The 25636-nt window shown below is 74.8% G+C and carries 22 protein-coding genes and 1 pseudogene; 14 read left to right on the forward strand and 9 right to left on the reverse strand.

The window, feature by feature from the left end:
- Nucleotides 1-25 precede the first annotated feature (25 nt).
- The 6 genes from IE271_RS25010 to IE271_RS25035 all read right to left on the reverse strand — a co-directional run bounded on the left by IE271_RS25010 (nt 26) and on the right by IE271_RS25035 (nt 5039).
- Nucleotides 26-763 carry an FAD:protein FMN transferase gene (locus IE271_RS25010; protein WP_190192748.1) on the reverse strand — a complete coding sequence of 246 codons (738 nt, stop codon included), beginning with the start codon at nt 761-763 and terminating at the stop codon, nt 26-28.
- Between the two features lie 55 nt (nt 764-818).
- Nucleotides 819-1664: an FMN-binding protein gene (locus tag IE271_RS25015; RefSeq protein ID WP_190192684.1), complete on the reverse strand. Its 846-nt coding sequence runs from the start codon at nt 1662-1664 to the stop codon at nt 819-821.
- Between the two features lie 26 nt (nt 1665-1690).
- Nucleotides 1691-3028, reverse strand: coding sequence for a ferredoxin reductase family protein (locus IE271_RS25020; protein ID WP_190192749.1), 1338 nt, complete (start codon nt 3026-3028; stop codon nt 1691-1693).
- 139 nt (nt 3029-3167) lie between these two features.
- Nucleotides 3168-3878: a L,D-transpeptidase family protein gene (locus IE271_RS25025; protein ID WP_190192685.1), complete on the reverse strand. Its 711-nt coding sequence runs from the start codon at nt 3876-3878 to the stop codon at nt 3168-3170.
- Nucleotides 3879-3880: 2 nt separating this feature from the next.
- The gene (locus IE271_RS25030) at nt 3881-4468 is read right to left on the reverse strand and encodes a pyridoxamine 5'-phosphate oxidase family protein (RefSeq protein WP_190192686.1); all 588 of its coding nucleotides are present in this window, start codon (nt 4466-4468) and stop codon (nt 3881-3883) included.
- Between the two features lie 130 nt (nt 4469-4598).
- Nucleotides 4599-5039: a hypothetical protein gene (locus IE271_RS25035; RefSeq protein WP_190192687.1), complete on the reverse strand. Its 441-nt coding sequence runs from the start codon at nt 5037-5039 to the stop codon at nt 4599-4601.
- A 423-nt stretch (nt 5040-5462) separates the two neighbouring features.
- On the opposite strand from IE271_RS25035, the gene argH reads away from it, so the two are divergent.
- Nucleotides 5463-6890, forward strand: coding sequence for an argininosuccinate lyase (argH, locus tag IE271_RS25040; protein WP_190192688.1), 1428 nt, complete (start codon nt 5463-5465; stop codon nt 6888-6890).
- Between the two features lie 104 nt (nt 6891-6994).
- Nucleotides 6995-7609, forward strand: a pseudogene (locus tag IE271_RS25045) (aldo-keto reductase family protein); the annotation flags it as partial.
- Between the two features lie 139 nt (nt 7610-7748).
- Here the strand turns inward: IE271_RS25045 and IE271_RS25050 are convergent.
- The gene (locus IE271_RS25050; RefSeq protein ID WP_190192750.1) at nt 7749-8420 is read right to left on the reverse strand and encodes a lysophospholipid acyltransferase family protein; all 672 of its coding nucleotides are present in this window, start codon (nt 8418-8420) and stop codon (nt 7749-7751) included.
- A gap of 356 nt (nt 8421-8776) precedes the next feature.
- On the opposite strand from IE271_RS25050, the gene IE271_RS25055 reads away from it, so the two are divergent.
- Nucleotides 8777-9952: a glycerophosphodiester phosphodiesterase gene (locus IE271_RS25055; RefSeq protein WP_190192689.1), complete on the forward strand. Its 1176-nt coding sequence runs from the start codon at nt 8777-8779 to the stop codon at nt 9950-9952.
- Between the two features lie 295 nt (nt 9953-10247).
- Nucleotides 10248-10751 (forward strand): GNAT family N-acetyltransferase, encoded by a 504-nt coding sequence (locus IE271_RS25060; RefSeq protein WP_190192690.1) that lies wholly within the window; start codon nt 10248-10250, stop codon nt 10749-10751.
- Between the two features lie 49 nt (nt 10752-10800).
- Here IE271_RS25060 and IE271_RS25065 read toward each other — a convergent pair whose 3' ends face one another.
- A complete protein-coding gene (locus IE271_RS25065) occupies nt 10801-11172 on the reverse strand; it encodes a hypothetical protein (protein WP_190192751.1) in 372 nt (123 codons plus the stop codon).
- 112 nt (nt 11173-11284) lie between these two features.
- Nucleotides 11285-11644 (reverse strand): hypothetical protein, encoded by a 360-nt coding sequence (locus IE271_RS25070; RefSeq protein WP_190192691.1) that lies wholly within the window; start codon nt 11642-11644, stop codon nt 11285-11287.
- Nucleotides 11645-11739: 95 nt separating this feature from the next.
- Here IE271_RS25070 and IE271_RS25075 point away from each other — a divergent pair, with 95 nt between their 5' ends.
- From IE271_RS25075 to IE271_RS25120, 10 genes are all read left to right on the forward strand, one after another.
- Nucleotides 11740-12396 carry an HAD-IA family hydrolase gene (locus tag IE271_RS25075; protein ID WP_190192692.1) on the forward strand — a complete coding sequence of 219 codons (657 nt, stop codon included), beginning with the start codon at nt 11740-11742 and terminating at the stop codon, nt 12394-12396.
- 390 nt (nt 12397-12786) lie between these two features.
- On the forward strand, nt 12787-13821 hold the full coding sequence (locus tag IE271_RS25080; RefSeq protein WP_190192693.1) for a methionine ABC transporter ATP-binding protein: 1035 nt from the start codon (nt 12787-12789) through the stop codon (nt 13819-13821).
- Nucleotides 13818-14597, forward strand: a complete 780-nt coding sequence (locus IE271_RS25085) for a methionine ABC transporter permease (RefSeq protein ID WP_190192694.1) — start codon at nt 13818-13820, stop codon at nt 14595-14597. The genes IE271_RS25080 and IE271_RS25085 overlap by 4 nt, the downstream gene beginning before the upstream one ends.
- 163 nt (nt 14598-14760) lie before the next feature.
- Nucleotides 14761-15594 (forward strand): MetQ/NlpA family ABC transporter substrate-binding protein, encoded by an 834-nt coding sequence (locus IE271_RS25090; RefSeq protein ID WP_190192695.1) that lies wholly within the window; start codon nt 14761-14763, stop codon nt 15592-15594.
- Nucleotides 15595-15625: 31 nt separating this feature from the next.
- Nucleotides 15626-16459 (forward strand): MetQ/NlpA family ABC transporter substrate-binding protein, encoded by an 834-nt coding sequence (locus IE271_RS25095; RefSeq protein ID WP_190192696.1) that lies wholly within the window; start codon nt 15626-15628, stop codon nt 16457-16459.
- 162 nt (nt 16460-16621) lie between these two features.
- On the forward strand, nt 16622-17269 hold the full coding sequence (locus IE271_RS25100) for a GNAT family N-acetyltransferase (RefSeq protein WP_190192697.1): 648 nt from the start codon (nt 16622-16624) through the stop codon (nt 17267-17269).
- A 112-nt stretch (nt 17270-17381) separates the two neighbouring features.
- Nucleotides 17382-18593: a precorrin-6y C5,15-methyltransferase (decarboxylating) subunit CbiE gene (gene cbiE / locus IE271_RS25105; protein ID WP_190192698.1), complete on the forward strand. Its 1212-nt coding sequence runs from the start codon at nt 17382-17384 to the stop codon at nt 18591-18593.
- 336 nt (nt 18594-18929) lie between these two features.
- Nucleotides 18930-22805 carry a nicotinate-nucleotide--dimethylbenzimidazole phosphoribosyltransferase gene (cobT, locus tag IE271_RS25110; protein WP_190192699.1) on the forward strand — a complete coding sequence of 1292 codons (3876 nt, stop codon included), beginning with the start codon at nt 18930-18932 and terminating at the stop codon, nt 22803-22805.
- A gap of 472 nt (nt 22806-23277) precedes the next feature.
- A complete protein-coding gene (gene cobA / locus IE271_RS25115) occupies nt 23278-24522 on the forward strand; it encodes a uroporphyrinogen-III C-methyltransferase (RefSeq protein WP_190192700.1) in 1245 nt (414 codons plus the stop codon).
- Between the two features lie 35 nt (nt 24523-24557).
- Nucleotides 24558-25376 (forward strand): TrmH family RNA methyltransferase, encoded by an 819-nt coding sequence (locus tag IE271_RS25120; protein ID WP_190192701.1) that lies wholly within the window; start codon nt 24558-24560, stop codon nt 25374-25376.
- Nucleotides 25377-25636: the final 260 nt, after the last annotated feature.

Here is a 25636-nt window from a genome sequence, read left to right on the forward strand (position 1 = left end):
CGGCCCCGGCCGGACGGCCGGAGGCTCAGCCGAGCAGGGCGGCGAGCCCGCCGGTGCACCGGACCTCGTCGCCCGCCGTGATGAGCAGCGCCTCGGTGTCCGGCAGCGACTCCAGCCAGTCGAGCGCCTGCCGAGAACCCATCGCGAAGGCCGCGGTGGCCCAGGCGTCCACCCAGGTCAGACGGGGGCCGATCACGGTGACCGCGAGCAGGTCGGTGACCGCGGAGCGGCCGGTGCGCGGGTCCACGATGTGCGCGCCGCGCTCGGCGGTGCCCGAGGTGGCCACGGCCAGCTCCCCGGCGCCCGCGGCCGACACCACGGCCGCCAGGTGGCCGGGGCGCAGCGGGTCCGACACCCCGACCCGCCACGGCCGGTGGCCGTCCGGCGCCCCGCGCAGCTGCACGTCGCCGCCGCCGTTCACGCTCACGCCGCCCGCTCCGGCGCCGCTCAGCAGCCGGGCCGCCCGCTCGACCGCCCAGCCCTTGACCAGCCCGGTCGGGTCCACGCTCCCCGCGTACGTGGAGCTGAACCAGCCCTCGCTCGTCCGCTCCGCCTCGGCGCACAGCTCCAGGACCTCGGCGACCTCCGGGTCGCAGGCGCCGACGGGCAGCTCGCCGCGGGCCAGCCGGGTGATCTGGCTGTCCTCGCGGTAGGTGCTGAACACCGCGTCCGTGCGGTGCAGTCCCGCCACGGCCTGCGCCAGGGCGGCCGCGACGGCGTCCGGTTCCCCGCCGCGCACGTCGAAGGAGAAGACGGTGCCCATGACCTCCTCCGCGTGCCGCACCCGGGCCGGGGAGACCTCCGCGGGGCCGGACACCTCAGCCACCGGCCCGGTCCAGCGCGGACTGCAGCGACTCCTCGTAGCCGCGGCTGGTGTAGGTCGCGCCGGAGACCACGTCGATGTCGGCGCTGTCCGCCTCCACCGCCTCCCGGTTGAGCTTCGGCACCGCGTCGGCGCTCACCTGGGAGCTGCGGCCGCCGCTCGGCGACTGCACGGCCGCCGCCGAGGTGATCCGCCCGTCGCGCAGGGTGATGCGGACCTGTACGGGCCCGTACTGCGTCTTGAACACGTCGCCGGTGAGGGTGCGGGACCCGGTGCCGCCGGAACTCCGGGCGCCGCCCGATCCTTGAGCGCCGCCCGGTTCCTGGGTGCCCTCTGCCTCTTGGGAGGCGCCCGCTCCCTGGGATGCGGCGGAGCCCCCGCCGCCCGCCCCGACCTTGTCCAGTGCGGACTGCAGCGACTCCTTGTAGCCGCGGCTGGTGTACGTCGCCCCGGACACCGCGTCGATCTCCGCGCTCTGGGCCGCGACCGCCTCCCGGTTGAGCTTCGGCACGGCGTCCGCGGTGATCCGGTCGCTGCGCCCGCCGGCGGGCGCCCGCACGGCCTCGGCCCCGGTGACCTTCCCGCCGCTGACGGTGAGGCGGACCTGCACCGGCCCGTACCGGGTCTTCACCGCGGTGCCCGTGACCGTGCCGCCGTCCTGCACGGCCCCGGCACCGCCCTGCGGCGCCTGCTGTCCCGACGCCGACCGCTGGGGGGCCGCGCCGCCCGCCGACGCGGCCGCCGGGTCCGACGCCGGCTTCAGCGACAGCAGCAGCACGATCCCGGACACCGTGGCGGCGCCGGCGAGCACGACGCGCCGGATGGGGTGGCTCTTCTTCATCGCTCCTGCTTCCCGTCTTCCGTGGCTCACATCTCGAACGACTCGTGGTGGATCCGGCGGGCGGGCACCCCCGCGCCGCGCAGCGCCTCGTACACCGACCGCGCGAAGCCGGGCGGCCCGCACAGGAAGACGTCGTGGCGGTCGATGTCCGGGAGCTTGGCGCGCAGGGTCCGGGCGGAGATGTCCGGGCGCTCGCCGCCGGGGCTGTTGACCGCGTACATCAGCCGGGCGCCCCGCTCGTCGGCGATCGCGGACAGCTCGTCCCACAGCGCCAGGTCCTGGGTGCTGTTGGCCCGGTAGAGGAGGGTGATGTCGCCGGACGCGCCGGGCAGCGTCTCGAACAGCGCCCGCATCGGGGTGATCCCGACGCCGCCCGCGATCAGCAGCACCTTGCCGCGGCTGCGCCGGGCCGCCGTCAGCGCCCCGTACGGGCCCTCCGCCCACACCCGGGTGCCGGGCTCCAGTTCGCGCAGCCGGGCGCTGTGGTCGCCGATCGCCTTCACGGTGATCCGCAGCAGGTCCGGGCGGGGCGCCGCCGACAGCGAGTACGGGTGCGAGCTGAACCGCATGCCCGGCGCCAGGAACCGCCAGCGGAAGAACTGCCCGGCCTCCGCGCCCATCCGGTGCAGCCGCTCCCCGCCGATCAGCACCGACACGATGCCGGGCGCCTCCTCGATCACCTGCTCCACCCGCATCCGGTGGCGCAGGTTGAGCCGGACCGGGGTGAGGATCCGGTACCAGAGCACCAGCGCGGTGACCGACCCGTACAGCGCGTACCAGGCGGTCTTCGCGGCGGGCCGGACGGCGAAGTCGTTGCCGGTGGTGATCTGGTGCCAGAACGTCAGGAACACCGCCGCGTACGTGAGCAGGTGCACGTGGTACCAGAGGTCGTACGACATCCGGCGCCGGACGCCGCCGGCCGAGAGCAGCCCGATGAGCACCAGCAGGCCGGTGCCGATCGCCGCCTTGCCCATGTCCGGCAGCTGGTTCACGGAGTCGACCGTCTGCCGCACGACGTCCCCGAGCCCCAGGCCGGCCTGGAGGGCGTAGCCCCACATCGTGAGGAAGACGTGCGCGAGGACCAGGCAGAGGGTGTAGCGGCCGCTCGTCGCGTGCCAGCGGGCGACCCGGTCGGAGCCGACCCGGCGCTCCAGCGCGGGCACCCGCGCCATCTGCAGCACCACGAGCGCCATCAGGTACCCGGCGAGCAGGCCGGTGATCCGGCCCGCGTTGAGGACCCTGCCCGCGTCGCCCTCGATGGAGGGGGTGTTGCTCCACCACAGCCAGACCACGCCCGCGGCGCCCGCCCAGACGGCGAGCAGCAGCGGGACGGCGGGATTGCGGCGCGGACGGATGCGGCGCATCGTCTGGCGCCGCGCGGCGCGGCCACCGGCGATCGTGCTCACGGTTCCTCCGGGGTACGGGCGGGGGGGGGAGTGGCTCCTCGGCCCACTGGTACGTCCCGGAGCGGCGGCGCGTTCAACGCCCCCCGGTGGAAGAGGGTCAGTAGCGGGTGAGCGCGGTCCTTCCGCGGGCCGTCCCGATCGCGATGTGCGGGGCGCGGCCGGGTTCCGCCCAGGCCAGGATCCGCCGCATCGCCTCCCTCGGCACGGAGACGCAGCCGGCCGTCGCGCCGTGCCCGTTCACGTGCAGGAAGATGCCCGCCCCGCGGCCGCGCACCGGCGCGCGGTAGTTGAAGCCGACGACGAGGGCGTGCGCGTACTGCGGCCGGTAGGCGATCAGGTGCTCGGACTCGGCGGCGCGGCAGTCGGCGGGGCGGGGCTCGGTCCAGCGGTTGTAGGAGCGCGAGGCGTTGTCCTGGCACCACCAGGAGTCCTCGCGCACCCGGCGGTACGGGACCTGCGTGCCCTCGGGCGCGGCCTCGGTGCCGAAGCCGAAGGGCAGGCGGTACAGGCCGGTGGGCGTGGTGTGCGTGCCCTGGCGGCGGGTGCGGCCCTCGGCCAGGCCGTTCGCGCCGAAGCGCGCGGGCGCGGAGCCGGCCCGTGTCCAGCGCCCGTGGCGGCGGTCCCACCAGGTGACGGTGCCGGTGGTGGAGGAGGTGCGGGCCGCCAGCGCGGTGATGAGCTGGGTGCCGCCGCCCGTGTGCGCCATGCGCTCCGGCAGCGGCCGCCGGCCCCCGTCCGCCGGGGCGGGCGGGCCGCCGGAGGCCAGGGCCAGCAGGGACAAGGACGCGAGGGCGGCGGCGAGGCGCATGGTCAGACGCTACGGGGCGGCAGCGGGAGCGGCAGCCCGGGAAGGCCGTCCAGGCTCACCGCCACGTGCTCCTTCTTCTCGAAGTACCGCCCGAGCGAGGCGTCGTCCTCCCGCGCGAACCGCTTGCCGTGCAGATCGCGGTCCGCCTCGTACGCCATGTACGGCACCGCGTAGCCGCAGGTGTCGCGGACGAGGTCGGCCGTGACCACGATGACGGCGCGCAGGCCGTGGGCGGCCGGGTCGATGTCGGGGAAGCGGGCCAGCAGCTCCTCGAAGCGGGGGTCGTCCCGGAAGACCGGCTCGCCCCGGCCGTGCACCCGCACGATGTTCGGCGGGCCCTGGAAGGCGCACCACATGAGGGTGATCCGGCCGTTCTCGCGCAGGTGGGCGATGGTCTCCGCGTTGCTGCCCGCGAAGTCGAGGTACGCCACGGTGCGCTCGTCGAGCACCGCGAACGAGCCCTTGAGGCCCTTGGGGGAGAGGTTGACCGTGCCGTCGCCGGACAGCGGCGCGGTCGCGGTGAAGAAGAGGGGCTGTTCCTCGATGAACGAACGCAGCCTGCCGTCTATGGACGCATACGTCTTTCCCATGTCCGACGATTATCGGCGGATTCCTTTCGCCCGTCTGAGGATTCGCGGATACGGGCGCGCGGCTCCGCGGCCGCCCCGGCCGGCGTCCGGGGCGACCGCGGAGGTCAGGGGAGGGCGAGGGGCGGCGCCGTCACTCGTCGAGCGAGCAGGGGGCGAGGGACTCCAGGCCCTGGGGGCGGTCCGCCGTGCGGCCGACGGCCGTGGCGATGCGGTTGATCGTCGCCACCCGCTTGTCCTCCAGGGGGCCGAGGACGGCGTTCTGGACGAAGTCGGGCCCGCCCTGGCCGGCGGTGTCGATCAGCCGCTGGTTCGCCTCGCCGATCTGGGTGTCGAGGAGGGCGAGGTCGCGGTCGACCTCGGCCCGCGCGGAGGCGGGGACCTCGGGGAGGCTCGATGCGACGGCGGGGCAGCTCACCGTGCCCGGCGACGCCTGCGTACGCGCGTCCGAGCCGTCCGACGACGACTCGCCGGCCAGCGCCGAACCGGCGACGACCGCGCCCGACAACGCCAGCGCGGCCGCGCCGCCGATCACCAATCGCCGCTTGTGGTACTTCGGTAGAGCCCTGGACATGCGGAAAGCCTCGCTCTGCTCGGGGGAAGAGGGTGGGGGAGGGGCGGTCCGGTGGCCGGCCGGACGGCGCGCTCCTCGGTCGGTGACTGCTGGGACGCATGCGTTCGGGGAGAGGTACGGGAAAGCGCGTTCCCCTGTTCAAGCGCCGGGCGAACGGATCGGGACGGGAGCGGACTTGCGCGCTGCCGGGGACCCGGGGGATCGGATTGACGATTCATGCAATGCACTGCATACTCATGCAGGACGGCGGGCGCAGTGCGAGGTGAGACCCGTGGCCGAGCGCGGCGCCGTCCTGGCGGCCGCCGGACCGGCGACGCAGTAGCGTGACACGACCGTCTCCGCCCGACCGTCCGCACACGACGGGAGGGAGCCCCGGCAAGACCCGGGGAGGCCGTACACCCACCACCCCGAGGAGCTTCAGCAGTGAGCAGCAACAGCGGTGACGTCCGGCTCTGGGGCGGCCGTTTCGCCGACGGGCCCGCCGAGGCCCTGGCGAAGCTGTCCGCGTCCGTCCACTTCGACTGGCGGCTCGCGCCCTACGACATCGCCGGATCGCGTGCCCACGCGCGCGTGCTGCACAAGGCGGGCCTGCTGACGGCCGACGAGCTGGAGCGCATGCTGGCGGGGCTCGACCGGCTCCAGGCCGACGTCGCCGACGGCTCCTTCACCGGCACCATCGCCGACGAGGACGTGCACACCGCCCTGGAGCGCGGCCTGCTGGAGCGGCTCGGCCCCGACCTCGGCGGCAAGCTGCGCGCGGGCCGCTCCCGCAACGACCAGGTGGCCACGCTCTTCCGGATGTACCTGCGCGACCACGCCCGGATCGTCGGCGGGCTGATCGCCGACCTCCAGGACGCGCTGATCGGCCTCGCCGAGGCCCACCCGGACGTGGCCATGCCGGGCCGCACCCACCTCCAGCACGCCCAGCCGGTGCTCTTCGCCCACCACGTCCTCGCCCACGTGCAGGCGCTGTCCCGGGACGCCGAGCGGCTGCGCCAGTGGGACGAGCGCACGGCCGTCTCCCCGTACGGCTCGGGCGCCCTGGCCGGCTCCTCGCTCGGCCTCGACCCGGAGGCCGTCGCCGCGGACCTCGGCTTCGAGCACGGCAGCGCGGCCAACTCCATCGACGGCACCGCCTCGCGGGACTTCGTGGCCGAGTTCGCCTTCATCACCGCGATGATCGGCGTGAACGTCTCCCGGATCGCCGAGGAGGTCATCATCTGGAACACGAAGGAGTTCTCCTTCGTCACCCTGCACGACGCCTTCTCCACCGGCTCGTCGATCATGCCGCAGAAGAAGAACCCGGACATCGCGGAGCTGGCGCGCGGCAAGTCCGGCCGCCTCATCGGCAACCTGACCGGCCTGATGGCGACCCTCAAGGCCCTCCCGCTCGCGTACAACCGCGACCTGCAGGAGGACAAGGAGCCGGTCTTCGACTCCATCGACCAGCTGGAGGTCCTGCTCCCGGCCTTCACCGGCATGATGGCGACCCTCACCGTCCACCGCGAGCGGATGGAGGAGCTGGCCCCGGCCGGCTTCTCGCTCGCCACCGACATCGCCGAGTGGCTGGTCAAGCAGGGCGTGCCGTTCCGCGTCGCGCACGAGGTCGCCGGCGAGTGCGTCAAGGTCTGCGAGGCCGAGGGCATCGAGCTGGACCAGCTCACCGACGAGCAGTTCGAGAAGATCTCCCCCCATCTGACGCCCGAGGTCCGCTCGGTGCTCAATGTGCGGGGCGCGCTGGCCTCGCGCGGCGGCCGCGGCGGCACGGCGCCGAGCGCGGTCGCCGTCCAGCTCGCCGAGGTCAAGGCGGACGTCGCGGCCCAGCACACCTGGGCGGACGCGAAGAAGTAGCCGGTCGCGTACGGGCGGGGCGTCGCGGGTCGGGTCGGGCGGCAGCCGCAAGGAGCCGACCGGACGGAGCCGCGACGCCCTTCGACCGCCTTTCGGCCGCGACGATCCCCGCCTGCCGGCTCGGACTCGGCCTGGCCTCCGTGGGGCGCCCCGGCCGCATCACGCTCGGCCGCGAGGCGGACCTGCCCGCCGACCGCAGCGCGGCGGCGCTGCGCGAGCGCGCCCACCAACTCCTCGACGCCGCCTGCGCCCAGGGCGTGCGCCACGTCGGCGCGGCCCGCTCCCACGGCCGCGCCGAGGAGTTCCCGGCGGACTGGCTGCGCGCCCGGCCGGACGCCCGCGACGTGGTCGTGGGCAGCAAGTGGGGCTACACGTACACGGCGGGCCGGCGCACCGAGGCCGAGGCGCACGACGCCGGGCTCACCGTCGTCGTCGAGGAGGGCGTGGCCAACGGCCGCCTCACCGGGACGCACGCGCCGGACCGGCTCCGCGCCGTCGCCGAGGGGACGGGCGCGGACCCGGACACCGTCGCGCTCGCCTTCGTGCTGCGCAGGCCGTGGGCCGGCGTGGTGCTCTCCGGCGCCGCCACCACCGGGCAGCCGGCGTCCCACCTGCGCGCGGCCGCCGTCGGCCTCGGCGCCGACGGGGCGGAGCGGCTCGCGCGGCTCGCGGATGACCCGCGGACGTACCGGGAGCGGCGCGGCCGGCTGCCCTGGCGCTCCGGGAGCGGCGCGGCCGGCTGCCCTGGCGCTGAGGACGGCGCGGGACGACGGAGCGGCCCGGGTGCCCCTCGGGGCGCCCGGGCCGCTCCTTTCGCGGGTGCGCGGCCGGCGGCGCACCGCCCGGCCGAAAGGCCCCTTACGCGGCCTTCGCCTTCGTGGCGTACATGTCGACGTACTCCTGGCCCGAGAGGCGCATGACCTCGGCCATCACCGAGTCGGTGACGGCGCGCAGGACGTAGCGGTCGCGGTCCATGCCGTCGTAGCGGGAGAACTCCATCGGCTCGCCGAAGCGGACCGTGACCTTGCCGGGGCGCGGCATGCCGGCGCCGCCGGGCTGCAGCTTGTCGGTGCCGATCATCGCGAACGGCACGACGGGGGCGCCGGTCATCAGGGTGAGGCGGGCGATGCCGGTGCGGCCGCGGTAGAGGCGGCCGTCGGGGGAGCGGGTGCCCTCCGGGTAGATGCCGAAGATCCTGCCCTCGTCGAGCACGCGGCGGCCGGTCATCAGCGCGGCGACCCCGCCCCGGCCGCCGTCGCGGTCCACCGGGATCATGCCGACGCCGGTGAAGAACCACGCCATGAGGCGGCCCTTGAGGCTCTTGCCGGTGACGTACTCGTCCTTGCCGATGAAGAACACCTGCCGGTCGCAGACCAGCGGGAGGATCATCGAGTCGATGAACGTCAGGTGGTTGCCGGCGAGGATGACCGGACCGCTGCCCGGGATGCGCTCCGCGCCCTCCACCTGTGGGCGGAACATCAGGCGCATGATCGGTCCGAGCACTGCCTTGATGAGCGCGAAGCGGGACAACGGGCCCTCCCATGTCAAGGGATCCGGTATGAGTCTGTGCAGGTGAGGACGATACTCGCGCCCTTGGGGGTAACGCACATCGGGTTCACGCAACGGATACCCGGCGTTGATGCGTGTTCACCTGCGGGTGCGCCCCGGCGGGCGCCCGACACACGGCGGCAACGATGTGACGGACATCGCGCCCCCGGGGGAGGCCGGGCGCCCCGGCCGCCGGCCCCGGTCCCGCGCACCCCACCGGACACACGGCGTCACCCGCGTGTTCCGTGCGAGGTCTCCCGCACGTCACGCACGCGCCCCTACGATCGTCCCGCTTTGACAGGTGCAAGGCAGTACCGGGCAGTACAGGAGGAGCGCGCATGGCGTCGGAGGAGTCGTACGGGCAGGAGCGGGGCACGGGACGGCGGGCGCTGCTCTCGGCCGCGGTGCTCGGCGCGGGCGGGGCGGCCCTCGGGCTGTCGTCCGGCACGGCCGCGGCGGCCGGCCGGTCCGGCAGGGGCAGCGGCGGCGGTGTCCGCGGCCTGCCGAAGCCGACGGTCATCGGCCACCGCGGGTCCAGCGGCTACCGTCCGGAGCACACCCTCGGCTCCTACCAGCTGGCGCTCGACACGGGCGCGCACATCGTCGAGGCCGGCGACCTGGTGCCCACCAAGGACGGCCACCTGGTCTGCCGCCACGAGCCGGAGATCGGCGGGACGACGGACGTCGCCGACCACCCCGAGTTCGCCGACCGGAAGACCACCAAGTCGCTCGACGGGGTCGCCACCACCGGCTGGTTCACCGAGGACTTCACGCTCGCCGAGCTGAAGACGCTGCGCGCCAAGGAGCGCATCCCGGGCACCCGCCCGCACAACACCCTCTACGACGGTCGCTGGGAGATCCCCACCTTCGAGGAGGTGCTGCGCTGGCAGGACGAGCAGACCCGCGAGCGCGGCGAGCAGGTCTGGATCTACCCGGAGCTGAAGCACCCCACCTACTTCCGCAAGCTGGGCCTGCCCACCGAGGAGCGGCTGGCCAAGCTGCTGCGCAAGCACGGCAAGGACGGGAAGAACTCGCCGGTCATCGTCCAGTCCTTCGAGCCGACCAGCATCCAGCGGATGAACAAGCTGGTCGACAACCCGCTGGCCGTGCTGCTGTCCTCCGCGAACAGCCGGCCCTGGGACTTCGTCGAGGCGGGCGACCCGCGCACCGTCGCCGACCTGGTCAAGCGCGAGGGCCTGCGCTGGATCGCCTCCTTCGCCGACGGCATCGGCCCGACCCTGGACCTGATCGTCCCGAGGGACTCCGCCGGAAGGCTGACCGAGCCCACCACGCTGGTCGCCGACGCCCACCGGGTGGGTCTGATCCTGCACCCGTACACGATGCGCAACGAGAACACCTTCCTGCCCGCGGACTTCCGCAAGGGCAGCGACCCGGCCGCCTACGGCGACGCCTTCGGCGCCTTCCGGGCCTACTTCGAGACCGGCATCGACGGCATCTTCACCGACAACCCCGACACCGGACTGCTCGCCCGCGAGGACTTCCTCGCCCGCTGAGCACGGCCGGCGGGCCCCGGGCCCGAGCGGACGACAGGCCGCCCCGGCACCCCGCGCCGGGGCGGCCCCGCCGTGCCGCGCACGCCCCGGTGCGCCGCGCGCTTCCGGTCACGGGACGCCCGATGCCGCGAGGGCCGGGCGGAGTTGCCCATGTCACAGGGGTGCTTGGGGTGGTAACGCGCCCGATGCCCGGGATGTCTGCGCCGTTTGCCCGCGATGGAGGTTGGTCCCGCGAGGCGTTGGGGAAGGGAGTGAGGGACAACCGGCGGAGCATGTGAGCGGGAGGCATGCACACATGGGCATGAGCGTGACCATCTCTGAGGCGACCGACCAGGACGCCGAGCAGATCCTCAAACTGCAGTACCTCTGCTACCAGGGCGAGGCCGAGCTGTACGGCGACTACGGCATCGAGCCCCTCACCCAGACGCTCGCGTCCCTCAAGGAGGAGCTGGCGGGCGGCACCGTCCTGGTCGCCCGGCTGGGGGAGGAGGTCGTGGCCTCGGTGCGCGGCCGCGTCGACGCCTCCGGCACGGCGCACATCGGCAAGCTCATCGTCCACCCCCGCATGCAGCGCCACGGCCTCGGCGGCCGGCTGCTCCTCGCCGTCGAGGCGAAGCTCGGCGCGGAGGGCGGCGCCCGCACCTTCGAGCTGTTCAGCGGCCACCGCAGCGAGCACAACCTGCGGCTGTACCGCAAGCACGGCTACGAGCAGGTCTCCAGCGAGCGCGTCGACGACCGGCTCACCCTGGTGACGCTGGCGAAGGCGGTCGAGGCGAGCGCGTTCGTGGCCAGCGCCTGAGGAGCGGCCGTACGGCCCCTCGTACGCGGTCGTACGGCCCGCCCCGGTGTCAGCCCCGCGCCGCCGTGCGCGCCCGGCGCAGCCAGAACAGCGCGGTCACCGGCAGCAGCACGGGGATGAAGAGGTAGCCCATGCCGTAGTCCGACCAGACCGTGGCGTCGGGGAAGGCGGACGGCTCCGCCAGCGTCCACGTCCCGACGACCAGCACGCCCGCGAGCTCGGCGGCGCAGCACACCAGCGCCGCCCTGCGGGCCGTCTCGCCGCCGCGCACCAGCGAGTACGTGATGAAGCCGTAGACGACGCCGGCGACCGCCGACAGGGAGTAGGCCAGCGGGGCCTTGTCGAACTCCGTCGCGATCTGCACGACGGAGCGCGACACGGCCCCGACGACCATCACGCCGTACAGCCAGACCAGCAGCATGCCGGGGCCGTGGATCAGCCGGCCGGGCCTGCGCCCCCCGTCGAGCTCCGGCCCGCCGCCGTCCGGCCGCCCCTGCGCGGACACCGTTCCGCTCTCCTCCGCGGCCACCGTCTCAGCCTCCCCAGATGTCGTAGAGCCGCACCTGCAGCACGGCGAGCACCACGCCGCCGGCCGCGACCGTGACCGAGCCCCAGCGGGTCCGCTCGGCCAGCGACATGAACGCCGTGACCGGGACGCAGGCGAAGGCGCCGACCAGATACGCCACGAAGATCGTCACGCCCTGCTCGGGACGCTCGCCGCGCGCCAGCTGCACGATGCCCACCACGAGCTGCACCAGCGCGAGCAGCGACACCACCGCCATGCCGATGAAGTGCCAGTCCTTGGTCGGCTGGTCCCGGTGGGCGGCCCAGCCGCACCAGGCGGCGAGCGCGAGCGCGGCGACGGCGGTCGCGACCGTCAGGACGTCAAGCATGCAAGCGACCTTATTACGGAGCGGGTGCTCTCCCGCGCCCGGCCCCGCGCCCCCGCCGCGCCGCCGGTGCCGCGCGGCCTCGTAGGGTCGGGACCATGATGATCACCGCCGACGCCCTGCTGTTCGACAACGACGGAACGCTCGTCTCGTCCCTGGAGTCCGTGCGCCGCTGCTGGACGGCGTGGGCGCACGAGTACGGGATCACCGCCGAGGAGTTCGCGCGGGTCGAGCTGCACGGCCGGACGGCCGCCGCGATCGTCGCCGACCTGGTGCCCGCCGAGCGCGTGCCGAAGGCCGTGGCGCGCATCGAGGAGCTGGAGGTCGAGGACGCCGGGCGCGCCGGGGGCGGCGTACGGCCGCTGCCCGGCACCGCCGAGCTGCTGCGCTCGCTGCCCGCCGACCGCTGGGCCGTCGTCACCTCGGCCACCCGCCGGCTGGCCGGGGCCCGGCTCGCCGTCGCGGGCGTGCGGCCCGGGACGCTGATAGCCGCCGACGACGTCACGCGCGGCAAGCCCGACCCCGAGCCCTTCCTCCTGGCCGCCCGCGCGCTGGGCGTGGACCCGGCCCGCTGCGTCGTCTTCGAGGACGCGCCCGCGGGCCTGCGGGCCGGCCGCGCCGCCGGCATGGCCACGGTGGCGTTGACCACAACCCACACCGCCGCCGAGCTGGCGGCCGACGTGGTCGTGCGGGACCTGTCCGCCGTGTCCGCACAGGTCACGCAGGACGGGGTGCGGATCACCGTCGAGGGGTGAGCCGTCCGTGCGGGTGTCCGGAATACGGACACCTATGAGGGCTTCCGGGGGTGCGTCTGCTTTACTTGCAGCCATGACCACGACGAGCAGCCGCATCCCTGCGACCGAGGCGACCATGACGCCCGGTGCTCGTTGTACGTGTCGAATGTGCGGCTTCTAGAGGGCCCCCGCACCACCCGAGCCTCGCGCCCCGAAGCGAGCCCGCCCGCGTCCGCCCGTACGGCGTCCGTACCGGACCGGGCACCCCACCGCCGCACCGGCGTGGGGGAATCCGCCGCACACGTTCTCCCCGGTTCCACCGCCACCGCGAGAACCGTGCCGCGTCCCGACCGCATGCACCCGTGCCGGGCGGACACCCACGCCCCGCACTCGACAGTGACGGAAACCCCAGTGATCACGACATCGGGCCTGACCAAGGTCTACCGTTCGCGCGGCCGTGAGATCACCGCCCTCGACGGCGTCGACCTGCACGTCCGCGAAGGCGAGGTGTACGGCGTCATCGGCCAGTCCGGCGCCGGCAAGTCCTCGCTCATCCGCTGCGTCAACCTGCTGGAGCGGCCCACCTCCGGCACCGTGACCGTCGACGGGCAGGACCTGACGGCCCTCGCCGGGCGCGGTCCGCGCGCCGGCCGGGAGCTGCGCGCCGCCCGCAGCCGCATCGGCATGGTCTTCCAGCACTTCAACCTGCTGTCCTCGCGCACCGTCCAGGACAACGTCGAGCTGCCCCTCGAAATCCTCGGCATGTCGGGGAAGGAACGTTCCCGCAAGGCGCTCGAACTGCTCGACCTCGTCGGCCTCTCCGACAAGGCGAAGGCCTACCCCGCCCAGCTCTCCGGCGGCCAGAAGCAGCGGGTCGGCATCGCCCGCGCGCTGGCCGGCGACCCCAAGGTGCTGCTGTCCGACGAGGCGACCAGCGCCCTCGACCCGCAGACCACCCGCTCGATCCTGCAGCTGCTGCGCGACCTCAACCGCCGGCTCGGCCTGACCGTGCTCCTCATCACGCACGAGATGGACGTCGTCAAGACCGTCTGCGACTCCGCCGCCCTGATGGAGCGCGGGCGGATCGCCGAGTCCGGCACCGTCGCCGAGCTGCTGGCCACGCCCGGCTCGCGGCTGGCGTCCGCGCTGTTCCCGGTGAGCGGCGAGGCCTCCGGCGAGGACCGCACCGTCGTCGACGTCACCTTCCACGGCGACGCCGCGACCCGGCCCGTCGTCTCGGAGCTGGCGCGCACGTACAACATCGACATCTCGATCCTCGGCGCCGCGATGGACACCGTCGGCGGCCGGCAGGTCGGCCGGATGCGCATCGAGCTGCCCGGCCGCTACGAGGACAACGTGGTGCCGATCGGCTTCCTGCGCGAGCAGGGCCTGCAGATCGACGTTCCGGGGCAGGAGCCCGCGCTGGTGAAGGAAGGTGCCGAGTGACCTGGTCGGAGATGCAGCCCCTGCTGTCGCAGGCGAGCTGGGACACGCTCTACATGGTGGGCTGGTCCACGCTGATCGCGATCGTCGGCGGCCTGCCGCTCGGCGTGCTGCTGGTCCTGACCGACCGCGGCGGACTGCTGCAGAACGTCGTGGCCAACAAGGTCATCGGACAGGTCGTGAACATCGCCCGCTCGATGCCGTTCATCATCCTGATGGTCGCGCTGATGGGCTTCACCCGCTCCGTCACGGGCACCACCATCGGCCGCGAGGCCGCCATCGTGCCGCTGGCCGTGGGCGCCATCCCGTTCTTCGCGCGCCTGGTCGAGACGGCCGTGCGCGAGGTGGACGGCGGGCTCGTCGAGGCCGTGCAGGCGATGGGCGGCAACACCTGGACGGTCGTCCGCAAGGTCCTCGTGCCCGAGTCCCTGCCGTCCCTGATCTCCAGCACCACCACGACGATCGTCGCCCTCATCGGCTACTCGGCGATGGCCGGCACGGTCGGCGCCGGCGGCCTCGGCGACATCGCCATCCGCTACGGCTACCAGCGCTTCGAGACCGAGCTGATGTGGGTGACGGTGGCCGTCCTGGCCGTGGTCATCTCCGTGATCCAGTTCGCCGGCGACTACGCCGCCCGTGCGCTGCACCGGCGCGGCGGCCGCTCCGGCGCCGCTCCGCGCCTCAGGCTGCTGAAGGACGGCAGGACGGGAGCCCCGGCCGCCGGGACGGCGGACGGCGCCTCCGGCACGGCCGCGGCCGAGGTGCGCAAGGCCGCCTGAGCCGCGGCCGCACCCCGCTCCGCCCGTCGTCCGACGGGCGGCCGCCGACGGCGGTGGACCCGCCGTCCGGCCGGTCCGTGCTGCCCGCGACCGCGCACCGGCCCCCACTCGTCCCCGCCCACCCGAGACGGGGTCGTACCACTCATGAGGAAAGGCACTTTTCGTGCGTAAGACCGCCAAGATCACCACCGCTGCCCTCGCCGCCGGCGCCCTCACCCTGGGGCTCACCGCCTGCGGCTCCGAGGAGGACTCCGGCTCCGGCTCCGGCGCGAGCGGCCCGCTCGTCGTCGCGGCCAGCCCCGTCCCGCACGCCGAGATCCTGAACTACGTCAAGGACAACCTGGCCAAGGACGCGGGCCTGGACCTGGAGGTCAAGGAGTTCACCGACTACGTCACGCCGAACACGGCGACCGAGGACGGGTCCGTGGACGCCAACTACTTCCAGAACCAGCCCTACCTCGACGACTTCAACAAGAAGAACGGCACCCACATCGTGCCGGTCGTCACGGTGCACCTGGAGCCGCTCGGCCTGTACTCCAGCAAGGTGGACAAGGCGGACGACCTCAAGAGCGGCGCCACCGTCGCCGTCCCGAACGACACCGTCAACGAGGGCCGCGCGCTCAAGCTGCTCGACGCCAACGGGATCATCACGCTCAAGGACGGCGCGGGCAACGACGCGACCCCGAACGACATCGCCGAGAACCCCAGGAAGCTGAAGTTCAAGGAGCTGGAGGCGGCGCAGACCCCGCGCTCCCTCGACGACGTCGACGCCGCGGTGATCAACGGCAACTACGCCATCGAGTCCGACCTCAAGCCCTCCGAGGACGCCCTGGTCCTGGAGTCGGCCAAGGACAACCCGTACGGCAACTTCCTCGCGGTCAAGGACGGCGGCGAGGACGACCCGCGGGTGAAGAAGCTCGCCGAGCTCCTCACCTCCGACGAGGTCAGGAAGTTCATCGAGGACAAGTACGCCGGCTCCGTCCTCCCGTCCTTCTGACCGGCGCGGAAGCACCCCGGAGGAAACGAACATGCGCAAGACCGTCCTGCCCGCGGCGGCCGGCCTCCTGGCCCTCGGCCTCGCCCTGACCGCCTGCGGCTCGGACACGGACTCCGCCGGCGGTGACGGCGCCGACGACACCCTCGTCGTCGGCGCCACCCCCGTCCCGGCCGGCGAGGTCCTGACGTACATCAAGGACGACCTGGCCGCGGACGCGGGCCTGAAGCTGGAGATCAAGGAGTTCACGGACTACGTCCTGCCGAACACCGCGCTCCAGGAGGGCTCGCTCGACGCGAACCTGTACCAGCACGAGCCCTACCTGAAGGACTTCAACGAGTCCAAGGGCACCGACCTGGTCGCGGTCGAGCCCGTCTACCTGCCGCCCCTGGGCGTCTACTCCAAGAAGGTCGAGGACATCGCGGAGCTCGCCGACGGAGCCACCGTCGCCGTGCCCAACGACACCACCAACGAGGGCCGCGCCCTCGACCTCCTGGCCGCCGAGGGCGTCATCACGCTCAAGGACGGCGCCGGCGCGGACGCGTCCCCCGAGGACGTCGCCGAGAACCCCAGGAACCTGAAGTTCAAGGAGCTGGAGCCGGCCCAGCTGCCGCGCTCGCTGGACGACGTCGACGCCGCCGTCATCAACAACAACTACGCCCTGGACGCGGACCTCAGCCCCGCACAGGACGCCATCGCGCTGGAGTCCGCGAAGGACAACCCGTACTCCAACGTCCTCGCGGTCAAGCGCGGCGACGAGGACGATCCGCGGGTAGGGAAGCTCGCGAAGCTCCTCGCCTCCGACGAGGTCAGGAAGTTCATCGAGGACAAGTACGAGGGCTCGGTCCTGCCGGCCGTCACCGGCTGACACGCCGCCGCCCGCCGCACCCCGGTGCCCGCCTCCGCACCACGGGGTCCCCTCCGCGCCCGCCGGGCGGCCGGGGAGACCCCGTGGTGCGGCCGGGGGCCTCCATGCTGCATGCTGGGCAGTTCAGCAGGCCCTGGTCCCCCGAAGGTTACGGAGCGGCGCATGACTACAGCCTCCCCGGGTTTCCCCGACGTCTCCCTCAGTACGGAGCGGTTGGTGCTGCGCCCGTTCGAGGAGGCGGACGTCCCCGCCCTGGCCGAGATGATGAACGACGAACTCGTCGTCACCTGGACCGCGGTGCCCCAGCCGTACACGGAGGAGGAGGCCCGCGCCTGGGTCGCCGACCACGCGCCCACGGAGCGCACGGCGGGCCGCGGCCTGGACTTCGCCGTCGCCGAGTTCCTCACCCAGCGCCTGGTCGGGGTGGTCCGGCTGGCGGGCACCGACTGGAGAGTGCGCTCCACGGAGCTGTCGTACATCGTCGCCCCCTGGGCCCGCGGCGAGGGGTACGCCTCCGAGGCCGCGCTCGCCACCGCCCGGTGGCTGTTCGACGACCAGAAGTTCGAGCGCATCGAGATCAGGACCGCGGCCGACAACACCGCCTCCCAGCAGGTCGCCCAGAAGATCGGCTGCATCAGCGAGGGCGTCCTGCGCAACGCCTGCATAGCGCGGGCCCGCACCGAGGACGGCGGCTGGACCGAGGTCCGCACCGACTTCATCGTGTGGAGCCTGCTGCCCGAGGACCTGGAGGGCGTCGGCGACCCCCTCGCCGGCGACGGCGGATACTCGTCGTTCCCCGACTGGAACTGAGCGCCCCGGCGCGCCGGGCCGACCCGCGCACGCGCCGCCGCGGCCCACCGGATACGCTCACGGGGCTCCGCCCGCCCGAACCACCTGCGAAGACCCCAGGAGACTGACAACGATGGCCGACCGGGTCACGGTGATCGGCTGGGACGGCTCGCCGCTGACCGCCGCGGCGCGCTCCGCACTCGGCGCCGCCACACTGGTCGCAGGAGCCGCCCACCACCTGGCGCTCCCGGAAGTACCGCCCGCCGCCGAACGCGTCCGCCTCGGCAGCGTCGCCCTCGCCGCCCGGCGCATCGCCGCCCACCGCGGCACCGCCGTCGTCCTCGCCGACGGGGACCCCGGCTTCTTCGGCGTCGTACGGACCCTGCGCGCGCCCGAGTTCGGTCTGGAGGTGGAGGTCGTCCCGGCCGTCTCCTCCGTCGCCGCCGCCTTCGCCCGCGCCGGGATGCCCTGGGACGACGCCCAGGTGGTCGTCGCCCACCCGCGCACCCTGCGCCGCGCGGTGAACGTGTGCCGGGCGCACGGCAAGGTCGCCGTCCTCACCTCGCCCGGCGCCGGGCCCGCCGAACTCGGCCTGCTCCTCGAAGGCGTGCACCGCACCTTCGTCATCTGCGAGGAGCTCGGCACCGAGCGCGAGCAGGTCAGCGTCGTCACCTCCGACAAGGCCGCCGACCACACCTGGCGCGACCCCAACGTCGTCATCGTCATCGGCGGCCCCGTCACCTCCTCAGAGGACGGCGGCTGGCTCGCCGGACGCGCCCCCGGCGCCGGACCGCGCGGCTGGGCCCTGCCCGCCGAGGCGTACGGCGGCGGCCTGGGCGAGGGCGAGACGGAGCTGCTGCGCGCCGCCCAACTGGCCCGCCTCGGACCGCGCGTGGGCGACCTCGTGTGGGACATCGGCTGCGGCAGCGGCGCGTTCGCCGTGGAGGCCGCGCGCTGCGGCGCCGCCGTCATCGCCGTCGACCGCGACCCCGAGGCATGCGCCCGCGCCACGGCCACCGCCCGGCGCTTCGGCGTCCAGCTCCAGGTCGTGTCCGGCACCGCCCCGCACGTCCTGGAGAACCTGCCCGAACCCGATGTCGTACGGGTCGGGGGCGGCTCCGCCGAGGTGGTCTCCGCCGTCGCCGACCGCCGGCCGCAGCGCATCGTCACGCACGCCGCGACCCGCGACGCGGCCGAACGCGTCGGCCGCGACCTGACCGAGCACGGCTACCGGGTCGAGTGCGCCCTGCTGCAGTCCGTCGAACTCGACACGCGGGCCTGGACGGAGACGGAGCGGAGCGTCGCGTTCCTGCTCAGCGGGGTGCTTCCCGACCGCGCCCCGTGATCCTGCGGCCCCGCCGCGCGCGGTAGGCTGGCCGATCGTTGTACTGCAAATGGGTGATCGACGGTGCGTCGGTCGATGTCCGGACAACGCGCTCGTTTTCGGGGCGCGGGCGGTACGGCACAACCGGAGGGCGCGCAACGTGGCGCAGTCCACAGCGGGCCGTGGCGGATCAGGCTGCCGCGGCGGCGGACCGGCCGCGACAATGCCACTTAATGGCTTTGTCGACCGGCCGTTCGTGCCGCGCGGCACGAACGCTCGTTGTCCTCCACGGGCGGCCCGCGTGCCGCTCCGGGCGAGCAGGGCGTAGGAGCACTAACCGATGGGCGAGGGGTACGCATGACCGACACCGGCCAGGTCCCGGGCGAGGGGCTGCCGGAGAGCGCAGGCACGGTGGAGCAGCCGGGCGTCCCCGCGCCGGATGCGTACGCCTACCTCTCCGAGCCCGCTCCCGAGGACGACGACCAGTTGCTGATGCCCAGCGCCCAGGGCGCCTGGGGCGAGCCGCAGCCGGCCCCGGCCGTCCACGAGCCGGGTCCGCACGAGACGGCCGGCCGGGACAGCGGCTCGGTCGACCTCGGCGAGGTCCGCCGGCACACGGCGAGCAGCATGCCCCAGCCGCCCGTGGGACGGCGCCCGCTGCACCTGGGCCCGCCGACGCCGGACGGCTCGGCCAGCCCGGTGCGCTCCCTCGCCGACCGCGGCCCGGCGCTCGCCCCGGCCGCACCGGCGCCCGGGCACCCGGACGCGCCGCGCGAGGAGGCCGCCCCGCAGGGCGCCGCTCCCTGGGGCGCCCAGCCCCAGGTCCAGGTCCAGGCGCAGCCCCAGACGCACACGCCCGCCCACGGCGTGCCGGCCGAGGTGCCGGCGGCCCAGGGCGGCGCGGCCCACGAGGCCGCGGCCGCGGAGCAGGCCGTCCCCGTCGCCGCGCAGGCGGTCGCCGAGGCGCAGGACGCCGGGGCGCAGCAGCCCGGTGCCGGCTTCCCGGCGGCCGAGGGCGCCGAGGGCGTTCTGGCGGGCCAGGCCCCGGTCGCGCAGGCGCCGGTGCCCGGGGTCCCGGCCGCCGAGGGGCCGGAAGCGGTCCAGGGGCCGGAGTTCGTCCCGGGTCCGCAGCCGCTGGAACCGCTGGAGACGGCGGGCGCGGCCGAGGCGGCCGGGGTTCCGGCGCCCGGCCCGGCGCCGGAGGGCGCTCAGCCGCCGCAGGATCCGCAGGACGCCGTTCAGCAGGAAGCCGCGGCTCAGCCGCAGGGGGCCGGGCCGGCCGGGGCCCCGGAGCAGGCCGCCGCTGCCGTGCCGCTCCAGGACCCCGCCCAGGCAGGCGGGGCCGGTGAGAGCGCGGAGCCGCCCGTGGATCCCGAACCGCTTCCGCAGGCCGTCGAGGTGACCGAGGCCGTCCAGGCGGCCGGGGAGGCCCAGGCGGCCGGGGCGGGGGAGACGGGCGAAGGCGTGCCCGCCGACCCGGACCCCGCGCAGCAGGCCGACGGTGCCGAGGCACCGGAGCCCGCGCCCGCCGCGGCCGGGCCGCAGCACGTGGACCCCGCCGCAGGACTCGTGGACGCGGCGGCGCACGAGGCGGGCGTACCGCAGCAGGACGCCGTCCCCGTCCCCGCCGAGGCCACGCAGGCCGTCGAGGCGCCGGACGCCGTCGCGGCACCGGACACCGAGCCGGCCGCGCGGTACGAGCAGCCGCAGGCCCAGCCCGGGTACGTCGAGGCCGGACCGGTGGACCCCGCGGCCGAGGCGGCTCCCGTCGCCGGTCCGGCGCCCGCCGTGCCGGTGGAGGCGCCGGAGACGGCCCAGGCGGACGTCGCCGCCGAGGCGGCCGCTATGACCGAGGCGGCCGCCGCCGAGCCCGCCGAGCCCGTCACTCCCGCCGTCCCCGCCGAGGCCGACGCGTTCGCGCAGGCCGACGTATCCGCGGAGACGGGTGCCCCTGCGGAGGCGGGTGCCCCTGCGGAGGCCGGTGCCCCCGCGGAAGCAGGTGTTCCCACGGAAGCAGGTGTCCTCGTCGACGCCGTCGCGTCCGCGGAGCCCGTGGCTCCCGCCGAGCCCGTGGCCCCCGCGGCTCCCGCCGGGACCGGCGCTCCGGTGGAGGCCGGTACGCCGCTCGCCCCCGCCGCGGACCAGCCCGCCGGGCAGTTCGTACCGGTCGAGGGCACGGTCCCGACCGCCCCGCACCTCGCGCCGGCCCCGGCGGCCGGGACCGTGCCCGAGGCGGCCGCGCCGGAGGCGGAGGCCGAGGCCGTCGCGGCACCGCAGCCGGTGGCCGTCGCGCCCGAACCGGCGCCCGTGCCCGCCGACGCCCCGGCCGTGCCCGCCCCGCGCGAGGGCGAGGCCGCCGAGCCCGCCCCCGCGGAGGCCGAGGTGCCCGCCGAGGCCCCGGAGCCGATGGCCGCGCAGCGCCCGGAGGACCTGGAGCAGCGCAGCGCCGAGCAGGAGGAGGCGGCGGAGGCCGAGGCCGAGGAGGCGCGGGCCCCCGCGGGTCCGGCGGCGCCCGGCTACGCGGACGCCGAGCGCGAGGCGGTCCTGCGCGTGATGCGCGAGCGCCGCGACATCCGCAACGGCTTCCGCAGCGACCCGATCCCGCACGACGTACTGCTCCGCGTCCTGGAGGCGGCGCACACCGCGCCCAGCGTCGGCCACTCCCAGCCCTGGGACTTCGTCGTCATCCGCTCGGCCGACACCCGCCGCGCGATGCACGAACTGGCGCAGCGCCAGCGCGACGCGTACGCCCGGTCGCTGCCCAAGGGCCGCGCCAAGCAGTTCAAGGAACTGAAGATCGAGGCCATCCTCGACACCCCGGTGAACATCGTCGTCACCGCCGACCCGACCCGCGGCGGCCGCCACACCCTGGGCCGCCACACCCAGCCGCAGATGGCGCCCTACTCCTCCGCGCTCGCCGTGGAGAACCTCTGGCTCGCGGCCCGCGCCGAGGGCCTCGGCGTCGGCTGGGTCAGCTTCTTCGACGAGCGGGAGATGGTCCGCGCGCTCGGCCTGCCCGAGCACCTGGAGGTCGTGGCGTACCTGTGCGTCGGGTACGTCGACGAGTTCCCGGACGAGCCCGAGCTGATGCAGGCGGGCTGGTCCAAGCGCCGCCCGCTGTCCTGGGTGGTCCACGAGGAGACGTACGGCCGGCGAGCGCTGCCCGGCGGCGAGCCGCACGACCTGCTCGCCGAGACCGTCACCGCCATCCGCCCGCTGGACGCCAAGGCGCTCGGCGAGGCCTGGGAACGGCAGAAGCGTATGACCAAGCCGTCGGGCGCGCTGGGCATGCTGGAGATCATCTCCGCCCAGCTCTCCGGGCTGTCCCGGCAGTGCCCGCCGCCGATCCCGGAGCCCGCGGCCGTCGCGATCTTCGCGGGCGACCACGGCGTGCACGCCCAGGGCGTCACGCCCTGGCCGCAGGAGGTCACGGCCCAGATGGTGGCCAACTTCCTGGGCGGCGGAGCGGTCTGCAACGCGTTCGCCAACCAGGTCGGCGCCGAGGTCTGCATCATCGACGTGGGCGTCGCCTCCGACCTGCCCGCCACCCCCGGTCTCCTGCCGCGCAAGGTCCGTCCGGGCACGGCCGACATGACCACCGGCCCCGCGCTCACCCGCGAGGAGGTCAAGGCGGCCATCGAGGTCGGCATCGAGACGGCCCGCGACCTGGTGGCGGCCGGCAACAAGGCCCTGCTCACGGGCGAGATGGGCATCGCCAACACGACGGCGTCGGCCGCGCTGATCTCCGTCTTCACGGGCGCCGACCCCGGCGAGGTGACGGGCCGCGGCACCGGCATCAACGACGAGACGCTGGCCCGCAAGACCGAGGTCGTGCGCCGCGCCCTCGAACTGCACCAGCCGGACCCGGCCGACCCGATCGGCGTCCTGGCCGCGGTCGGCGGCCTGGAGCACGCCGCGATGGTGGGCCTCCTGCTGGGCGGCGCGTCGCTGCGCACGCCGGTGATCCTGGACGGTGTCAGCGCCGGCGCCGCCGCCCTGGTGGCCCGCGCGATCGCCCCCGAGGTGCTGGCCGCCTGCATCGCGGGCCACCGCAGCGCGGAGCCGGGCCACGTGGCCGCGCTCAACAAGCTGGGCCTGCGCCCGCTGGTCGACCTCGACCTCCGCCTCGGCGAGGGCACGGGCGCGCTGCTGGCCCTGCCGATCGTGCAGAGCGCCGCCCGCGCCATGCACGAGGTGGCGACGTTCGACTCGGCGGGCGTGACCGAGAAGTAGCAGGGCGGTCCGACCGGTCGACCGGACCGACGGGTCGGACCGGGCCGACCGGTCGACCGGACCGGCACGGGCCGCGGGGCCTCGCCGCCCCGCACCCCGACGACCGGACGGGAGGGGGGAGCCGGGAGCGGAGGACGGCACAGGATCCCGGCTCCGGCAGGACACCGCCCGGTTCGGAGCGGGAACCCCTGGGGTAGGTGCCGGTCGGCGTCGAGGCCGGTGCCGACACCGGCGCGGGAGGCCGGAGCCGTTCCGGGACGGAGCCGTTCCGGTCCGGGGAGGGCCTCCCGTTCGGGGACGGAGCGGCTCCGGTCCGGGGTACGTCCTCCGTTCCGGGGGGCCCGCCCGTTCCGGGACGGGACCCCGCCCCGGCGGCCCACCGCCTCCGCCCTTTAGGATCCGCACGTCAGGACCGCTCCACCGCCGCAGCGGCCCGGTCTCGCACCACCCCGTACGAGGGAGCCGCACCTCCATGGCCGAACACCCCGCCTACCCCGTAGGCCTCCGCCTCACCGGTCGCCGCGTCGTCGTCCTGGGCGGCGGCCAGGTCGCCCAGCGCCGCCTGCCGGCCCTCATAGCGGCGGGCGCCGACGTCCTCCTCGTCTCGCCGCAGGCCACTCCGTCGGTCGAGGCCATGGCGGACGCGGGCGAGATCGCCTGGGAGCGGCGCCCGTACGCGGAGGGCGACCTCGCGCGGGCCTGGTACGCCCTGATCGCCACCAGCGATCCCGAGGCCAACGCCCGCGCCTCGGCCGAGGCGGAGGCCCACCGCGTGTGGTGCGTGCGCTCCGACGACGCCGACGCCGCCACCGCCTGGACCCCCGCGACCGGCCACAGCGAGGGCGTCACCGTCGCCGTGCTCACCACCGAGGCGGGCGAGCGCGACCCGCGCCGCACCGCCGCGATCCGCGACGCCGTGGTCGAGGGCCTGCGCGACGGCACCCTCGTCGCGCCGCACCACCGCACCCGCACCGCGGGCGTCGCGCTGGTCGGCGGCGGTCCGGGCGACCCCGACCTGATCACGGTCCGCGGCCGTCGGCTCCTCGCCGAGGCCGACGTGGTCATCGCCGACCGGCTCGGCCCGCGCGACCTGCTCGCCGAGCTCCCGCCGCACGTCGAGGTGATCGACGCGGCGAAGATCCCGTACGGCCGCTTCATGGCCCAGGAGGCCATCAACAACGCCCTGATCGAGCACGCCAAGCAGGGCAAGGCCGTGGTCCGCCTGAAGGGCGGCGACCCCTTCGTGTTCGGCCGCGGCATGGAGGAGGCGCAGGCCCTCGCCGAGGCCGGCATCGCCTGCACGGTCGTCCCCGGCATCTCCAGCTCGATCTCCGTGCCGGGCGCCGCGGGCATCCCGGTCACCCACCGCGGCGTGGCCCATGAGTTCACCGTGGTCAGCGGCCATGTCGCGCCCGACGACGCCCGCTCCCTGGTCGACTGGCCCGCGCTGGCCAAGCTGCGCGGCACCCTGGTCGTCCTGATGGGCGTCGACAAGATCGGCAGGATCGCGGAGACCCTCGTCGCGCACGGCAGGTCGCCCGACACCCCGGTCGCCCTGGTCCAGGAGGGCACCACCGCCGCCCAGCGCCGCGTGGACGCCACCCTCGCCACGGTCGCCGAGACCGTCGTGGCCCAGGACGTGAGGCCGCCGGCGGTCGTCGTGATCGGCGAGGTCGTCACCGTGGGCCCGGACGCCACCACCCCCGACCGGCCGTGACCGGCGCACCCAGTCAGAACGAGGCAGCAGAACCCGTGGCCGAACTCATCACCGTCGACGACCCCGGCGACCCGCGCCTGCACGACTACACGGACCTGACCGACGTGGAGCTGCGCCGTCGGCGCGAACCCGCGGAGGGCCTGTTCATCGCCGAGGGCGAGAAGGTCGTCCGGCGTGCCGTCGGCGCGGGCTACGAGATGCGCTCCATGCTGCTCACGCCCAAGTGGGCCGAGGTCATGCGCGACGTCGTCGAGGGCCTTCCGGTGCCGGTGTACGTGGTGGACCCCGCCCTCGCGGAGCGGGTCACCGGCTACCACGTGCACCGCGGCGCGCTCGCCTCCATGCGGCGCAAGCCGCTGCCCGCCGCCTCCGATCTGCTGGGCACGGCCCGCCGGGTCGCCGTGATGGAGGCGGTGAACGACCACACCAACATCGGCGCGATCTTCCGTTCGGCGGCGGCCCTCGGCATGGACGCGGTCCTGCTCTCGCCGGACTGCGCCGACCCGCTCTACCGCCGCAGTGTCAAGGTCTCCATGGGCGCGGTCTTCTCCGTCCCGTACGCGCGTCTCGACCCCTGGCCGAAGAGCCTGGAGACGGTGCGGGAGGCGGGCTTCTCGCTGCTCGCGCTCACGCCGCACGAGACGGCCCGGCCGCTGGACGAGGTCGCCCCGCACCGGATGGAGCGGGCGGCCCTGATGCTCGGTGCGGAGGGCGACGGCCTGTCGAAGCGGGCCCTGGCGGCGGCGGACGCGTGGGTGCGCATCCCCATGGCCCACGGCGTCGACTCCCTCAACGTGGGCGCGGCGGCCGCCGTCGCCTTCTACGCGGTGACGACGGGCCGCCCGGAGAGCTGAGACGCCGAGACGGCACGGGAAGCCGGCGGCGCCGGACCCGTGACGGCTTCGGACCGGTGAGTCGGCGGCTCCGGGCCCGTGACGGCCTCGGACCGGCGAATCGGCGGCACCGGACGGGGCGGCGGCCAGACGTGGCCCGCCTGGCCGCCGCGTACGCCTGACCAGCGCGTACGCCTGATCACCGATTGCGCCTGACCAGGGCGTACGCCGCGCTCCCCGGATGATCGGCGCCTGTGCCGATGGTCCCGCCCGACCTGCGC

It is taken from the genome of Streptomyces minutiscleroticus, assembly GCF_014650875.1.
GTDB lineage: Bacteria > Actinomycetota > Actinomycetes > Streptomycetales > Streptomycetaceae > Streptomyces > Streptomyces minutiscleroticus.